The organism is Flavicella sp., from assembly GCF_037132785.1.
Lineage (GTDB): Bacteria > Bacteroidota > Bacteroidia > Flavobacteriales > Flavobacteriaceae > Flavicella.
This window is the reverse complement of record NZ_JBAHZZ010000117.1, coordinates 1-6,574: the sequence shown is the minus strand read 5'-3', so window position 1 is coordinate 6,574 and position 6,574 is coordinate 1. Positions and strand designations below refer to the sequence as shown.

Here is a 6,574-nt window from a genome sequence, read left to right as displayed (position 1 = left end):
TTATTTTGGCTAAATAAGCCTTACAAGCTTCATCATTTGGTAGTTCTTTTATAAAACTCAGTATATTTTGACCTTGAAAAACATCCATATCTGTTATATTTAAGGACACTAAGATACAGAAACTAAATGACTAACTCAGTTAAGTTTTTTGACCCTGCTTGTGGTAGCGGAAATTTCTTGATTATTACTTACAAAGAAATTCGATTATTAGAGATTAAAATTTTAGAAAATATTATTGCGTTAGAACCTAACCCAACTTTGGAATGGACTTCAATAAAACTATCACAGTTTTACGGAATAGAAATAGATGATTTTGCTCACGAAATGGCAATACTCTCACTTTGGTTGGCAGAACACCAAATGAACAGAGTGTTTGAAGATACTTTATTTGATTACGGAAAATCTAAATCCATATTGCCGTTAAAAGAAGCAGGACAAATAACCCAAGGAAACGCAACAAGAGTAGATTGGAAAACCGTTTGCCCAATTAGTAAAACAGATGAAGTTTATATTATCGGTAATCCACCTTATTTGGGAGCAAGATTGCAAGATGCGGAACAGAAAAAAGATATGGATTTTGTTTTCAATGAACTTAAGAAATATCGTGATTTAGATTATATTAACTGTTGGTTTTTTAAAGGAGCAAAATATATTTCAGGTTTGAATGCTAAATGTGCTTTTGTAACTACCAATTCTATTTGTCAAGGTCAACAAGTTCCTCTTATTTGGCCTCATATCCTTAATAAGGATATTGAAATTGGATTTGCTCATCAATCTTTTAAATGGACAAACAATGCTAAAGGAAATGCAGGTGTAACGGTTATCATTGTCGGACTTAGAAATATATCAACTGAACAAAAATATTTATTTAAAGATAATTTCAAAAAAGCAGTAAAAAATATAAATCCATATTTAATGGATTCTGCAAACATAATTGTTTCAGGTAGAAGAAAACCATTATCGAATTTCCCTGAAATGAAGTTTGGAAATATGCCAAATGATGGTGGTGGATTAATTTTTACAGAAGAAGAATATGAACAGTTAATTAAACAATTCCCAAAAGGAAAAGAGTTTACTAGATTACTTTTAGGTTCTGCCGAATTTATTAGAGGAAGTAAAAGATATTGCTTGTGGATTGAAGATAACCAATTAGAAGAAGCCATTAAAATACCGACAATTACAAATCGAATTGAGAGAACTGAAATTCACAGATTAAACAGTAAAGACAAAGGAACAAACAGATTAGCCCAACGTTCACATCAATTTAGAGATAGAAATACTGCAAAAGAAAGTCAATTAATCTTACCAAGTGTTTCATCTGAAAGAAGAGAATATATTCCTTGCGGATATTTAAATAACAATACAATTGTTTCAAATTCAGCACAAGTTATTTATGATGCAGAACCTTTTATGTTCGCCATAATCAATTCTAGAATGCATATGACTTGGGTAAGAGCCGTTGGTGGAAAACTCAAGACAGATTACAGGTATTCAAAAGATATTTGCTTCAACACCTTCCCATTCCCAAACATAACAACCAAACAAAAAGAAAACCTAAATTTATATGTATTTGCCATTTTAGACGAAAGAGCAAAACACCCAAGCAGAACAATGGCACAACTATACAATCTAGATACTATGCCTAAAGGTTTATTAAAAGCACATCAAGAACTCGATATTGCCATAGAGCAATGTTATAGATTGCAACCGTTTAAAAATGATACCGAACGATTAGAGTATTTGTTTAAGCAATATGAAGAAATGATTAAAAAAGATACGCTTTTTGCAAAGCAAAAGAAAACTCGTAAAAAGAAAGTCAAAAAATGAGTGAAAATAAACCAAATACCAATTTTGTATCCGATATTAAAAACATCATACAAGAAGCACGTCAAAAAACAGTAGTTGCCATAAATACGGCAATGGTTTTTGCCTATTGGCAAATTGGCAAACGTATTATAGAAGAAGAACAAAACGGGACGCAAAGAGCAGAATATGGTAAGAAATTACTATCAAATTTAGCGTTAAGTTTAACAACAGACTTTGGTAAAACCTTTGATACTCGTGAGTTACGTAAAATGCGTCAATTTTATACTTGTTTCCCAATTCGGGACGCAGTGCGTCCCGAATTGTCTTGGACGCATTACCGTTTATTGATACGAGTAGAAAACACAGATGCTCGTAATTTTTACATACAAGAAACTATAGACCAACATTGGAGTACTCGAAAATTAGACCGTAATATTGGTTCTCAATATTTTCAAAGAACATTGGCTCATCAGCAAAACAAAATAGCCGATATTCCTGTTCATTATGAGTTTATAAAAGACCCTTATGTTTTAGAGTTACCAAACAACCTTACGCATAAAGAAAAAGATATTGAAAATGCAATTATCAAGCAATTGCAACAGTTTTTATTAGAAATGGGAAAAGGTTTTGCTTTTGTAGCACAACAGAAAATGATAAAAACCGAAACGTCTAACTTTTTTATAGACTTAGTTTTTTACAATTACATTTTAAAATGTTTTGTGGTTATTGATATTAAAACAACAAAATTAACACATCAGGATATTGGTCAATTAGATATGTATGTACGAATGTTTGATGATTTAGAAAAAAGAGAATCAGACAATCCTACTATTGGTATTTTATTGTGTGCCGACACAGATAATGTTGTGGCAAAATACTCAGTTTTAAATGATAACAAACAGTTGTTTGCTTCTAAGTATCAACTCTATTTACCAACAACTAAAGAATTACAAAACTTAATAGAAAAAACTTCTAAATAATATGCCAAATTTAGTTCACGTAACATACCAACAAACAGGGAAAAGTAAAAGCACCAATGCTTTAGGAATGCGAGAAATGCAGGAAAAAGCATTTGAGGCAAATTCTGCACAATATATTTTATTAAAAGCACCACCAGCATCAGGAAAATCAAGAGCATTAATGTTTATTGCTTTAGAAAAATTATATCATCAAGGTATAAAAAAAGTAATTGTTGCAGTTCCCGAAAAATCTATTGGAGCATCTTTTGGTTCAACAGAATTAAAAAAATACGGCTTTTTTACCGACTGGATACCTAATCCGAAATACAACCTTTGTACACCAGGAAAAGAAAAAAGTAAGGCAACGGCATTCCTTAATTTTTTAGAATCAGACGAACGGATATTGGTTTGTACTCACGCTACTTTACGATGGGTATTTAAAGATTTAGACGTTAAAAAATTAGATGATACTTTGGTTGCTATTGATGAATTTCATCACGTATCAGCAGAAGGAGATAATATTTTAGGGCAAGTATTAAAGAGCATAATGGCAAATTCAACTGCACATATTGTTGCAATGACAGGTTCGTACTTTAGAGGCGATAATATTCCCGTTTTAATGCCAGAAGATGAAGCGAAATTTACAAAAGTTACTTATACTTATTATCAGCAATTAAATGGATATGAATTTTTAAAATCTTTAGGTATTGGTTATCATTTTTATACAGGAAGGTATTTTAAAAAACATCCTGATAAAGAACAATCAGCCTTGGCAGAAGTTTTAGATGAAGATTTAAAAACCATTATTCATATTCCGAGTGTAAATTCGGCTGAATCATCCAAAGAAAAATATGAAGAAGTAAATCATATTATTGACGTTCTAGGAGATTTAGAATACCAAGATGAAACCACAGGCGTTTTACACATTAAAAGTCATAAATCAGGCAGAACCCTTAAAGTTGCCGATTTGGTAAACGATAATCCAACATCGAGAGATAAAATAAGTGGGTATTTACGAGAAATAAAATCTGCTGATGATATAGATATTATTATTGCTTTAGGAATGGCAAAAGAAGGTTTTGATTGGCCTTATTGCCAACACGCACTAACAATAGGCTACAGAGGTTCATTGACCGAAATCATTCAAATTATTGGTAGAGCAACAAGAGATAGCAATAATAAAACTCACGCTCAATTTACCAACCTTATTGCTCAACCTGATGCCGAAAATGATGAAGTAAATTTATCGGTAAATAATATGCTAAAGGCAATTACTGCATCTTTATTAATGGAACAAGTTTTAGCACCAAATTTCAAATTCAAACTTAAAAAAGATGATGATGAGGAAGAGGACGAAACGGATGATGAGAATACGATTAAAATAAGAGGTTTTAAATTACCTACTTCACAAAGGGCAAAAGGTATTATTGAAACAGATTTGAATGATTTGAAGGCGAAATTATTACAAAACCCTCAAATGCTTAAAGCAATGCCCGGAAATATTGAACCTGAGGTTATCAATACTGTTTTAATTCCTAAAATAATTAGAGAAATATATCCAGATTTAAGTGATGAAGATGTAGAAGCAGTACGACAACACGTAGTTGTAGATTCTGTAATAAAAAACAGCACCATTGAAGAACAAGGCGATAAGAAATTTATTAGAATGGCAGGAAGTTTTGTGAATATTGATGATATTCATATTGACTTAATAGATAGAATTAATCCTTTTCAAAAAGCATTTGAAATTTTATCTAAATCGGTAACTACACAAGTATTAAAACTCATAGACGAGCATATTCAATCTACCAAAATTGAAATGACGGAAGAAGAAGCCTTATTGTTATGGCCTAAAATAAATGAATGGGTTAAAAACAACAAAGGATTGCACCCAAGTATTCAAGCATTTGACCATAAAGAAAAACGTATGGCAGAAGCATTGGTCTTTTTGAGAGAATTAAAACGTAAAAAAGCACTTGTAAATGGCTAAAAAGAAACCAACATTAGACGATATCTTTAATGATGATACTTTTGGTTTATTAGATTCAAAAGTCAAGACTTCAACTGTAAAAACAGATGAAGATAGACTTGTAGATTCATTTGAAGAAATAAATACGTTTTTCGATAAAAACAATAGAGAACCAAATAAGTCAAGTATGTCTGAATATGGTTTAATGGCAAAGTTGAAAAATTTTAGAGAAAAGGAATCTCAGAAGAAAACATTAAAACCTTTTGATAGACACAATTTATTGGGTTTTGTAGAAATGGAAAAACCAACTATTGATGCTATTTTAAATGAAGATGATGATTTAGGATTATTAGATTTAGATAATGATTTAGATATTTTTAAATTCAAACATACGCCAAAACCTGAAGATAGAGCAGAATCAGATTTTGTTGCAAGAAGAAAAGCAATGAAGGAAAAGGATTTTGCTAAATATGAAACAATGTTTCAAAAAGTTCATAAAGAAATCAAAGAAGGAAAAAGGAAAGTTTTACCGTTTAAAAACATAGAAAAGAATCTTCATATTGGAGACTATTATTTAATGGATGGTATTTTATTGTACTTGGAATCGGCTAACTTAAAACAAGAAGAATGGGAGCAAAAATCAGGAAATAGAATGCGAATTGAAGGAAGAACGAGAACAATATTTGAAAATGGAACTTATAGCAATATGCTTTATCGTTCATTAGGTAAACAAATTCAAAAAAGCGGAAAATTAATTACCAATACTTATGAAAAGTTAGAACAAGAATTGTTCGTAAACACAGGTCTTGTAAAAGAAGAAGATTTACAAACAGGTTGGGTTTATGTTCTAAAATCTAAATCGACTAATTCTAAAATTTCAAATATAAAAGATTTGTACAAGATTGGTTTTGCAAGTACTTCTGTAGATGATAGAATTAAGAATGCTAAAAATGAAGCGACTTATTTATTTGCTGATGTGAAAAAAGTTGCAACATATAAAGTTTACAATCGAAATGCAGATAAATTAGAAAGCCTTTTACACAGGTTTTTTGCAAAGGCTTGTTTAGATATTGACTTATTTAACGAAAAAGGACAAAGGCTAAATCCAAGAGAATGGTTTGTAGTTCCTTTTGGAGTAATTGAAGAAGTGATTGAATTGATATTAAATGAAAATATTGTAAATTATAAATACGACACAGTAAATAAAAGAATAATATTAAAAACGGAATAGAATAGCCAACGCAAGTTCAAGCACATTTAAAGTTTGCTCGTGCCTCACAAATTTAAAAGAGCTTTCACGCCAACGCTAGCAAGTTTACGGAAAGAAAAGCCAGACACCTAACAATGTATAAAAAACATAGGGCGTTTGTGCTAAACCGAAAGGTCAATGTATATTAACAAAGTCCGCTAAATATAAAATTTGGCATTTAGGAGAAAGATAAAAGCAAAATATTTATATTTAGCTAAGTAATAAAGCGAAACGATAGTGCTTATTTACTGCCCTACGTTTCTTATACTAGACGTTAGCTACAATATCCAAAAAATATGCTTGAATTCAAGAACTTAACGCAACAAATCAAAATCTTAGATTTCCTCCATTCAATAACTTAACGCAACAAATCTAAATTTATAGATTTGTAAAATGGTAGTAAAAAAACATAGACGACTTACTCGTAAAGAAAGAATATAAATTGAGACTCTTTTAGATGAAAAAAAATCAAAATCCTACATTGCTAAAACTCTAAATAGAGCGCGTTCAACAATTAGCAGAGCAGTTAATAAATGGGTTAAAAAAAAGACAGATAAATACGATGCAGACCTAGCACATTGGTGTGTGAAA

Annotated in this window: 4 protein-coding genes and 1 pseudogene; 4 read left to right on the top strand and 1 reads right to left on the bottom strand. The window is 30.8% G+C overall.

What is annotated here, in order from left to right:
• Positions 1 to 88: pseudogene (locus tag V5787_RS08055) on the bottom strand (IS1595 family transposase); the annotation flags it as partial.
• Positions 89 to 126: 38 nt separating this feature from the next.
• Here V5787_RS08055 and V5787_RS08050 point away from each other — a divergent pair.
• From V5787_RS08050 to V5787_RS08035, 4 genes are read left to right on the top strand one after another with little or no spacing between them, the layout of a single operon-like run.
• A complete protein-coding gene (locus V5787_RS08050; protein WP_336892735.1) occupies positions 127 to 1,827 on the top strand; it encodes a DNA methyltransferase in 1,701 nt (566 codons plus the stop codon).
• Positions 1,824 to 2,786 carry a PDDEXK nuclease domain-containing protein gene (locus V5787_RS08045; protein WP_336892734.1) on the top strand — a complete coding sequence of 321 codons (963 nt, stop codon included), beginning with the start codon at positions 1,824 to 1,826 and terminating at the stop codon, positions 2,784 to 2,786. The genes V5787_RS08050 and V5787_RS08045 overlap by 4 nt, the downstream gene beginning before the upstream one ends.
• Position 2,787: 1 nt before the next feature.
• Positions 2,788 to 4,755 (top strand): DEAD/DEAH box helicase, encoded by a 1,968-nt coding sequence (locus tag V5787_RS08040; protein WP_336892733.1) that lies wholly within the window; start codon positions 2,788 to 2,790, stop codon positions 4,753 to 4,755.
• Positions 4,748 to 5,965, top strand: a complete 1,218-nt coding sequence (locus tag V5787_RS08035) for a GIY-YIG nuclease family protein (RefSeq protein WP_336892732.1) — start codon at positions 4,748 to 4,750, stop codon at positions 5,963 to 5,965. The genes V5787_RS08040 and V5787_RS08035 overlap by 8 nt, the downstream gene beginning before the upstream one ends.
• The last annotated feature ends 609 nt before the right edge of the window (positions 5,966 to 6,574 follow it).

Coding starts and splice junctions, on each gene's coding strand:
- V5787_RS08050 (WP_336892735.1), top strand. CDS start 127: ATGACTAACTCAGTTAAGTTTTTTGACCCTGCTTGTGGTAGCGGAAAT.
- V5787_RS08045 (WP_336892734.1), top strand. CDS start 1,824: ATGAGTGAAAATAAACCAAATACCAATTTTGTATCCGATATTAAAAAC.
- V5787_RS08040 (WP_336892733.1), top strand. CDS start 2,788: ATGCCAAATTTAGTTCACGTAACATACCAACAAACAGGGAAAAGTAAA.
- V5787_RS08035 (WP_336892732.1), top strand. CDS start 4,748: ATGGCTAAAAAGAAACCAACATTAGACGATATCTTTAATGATGATACT.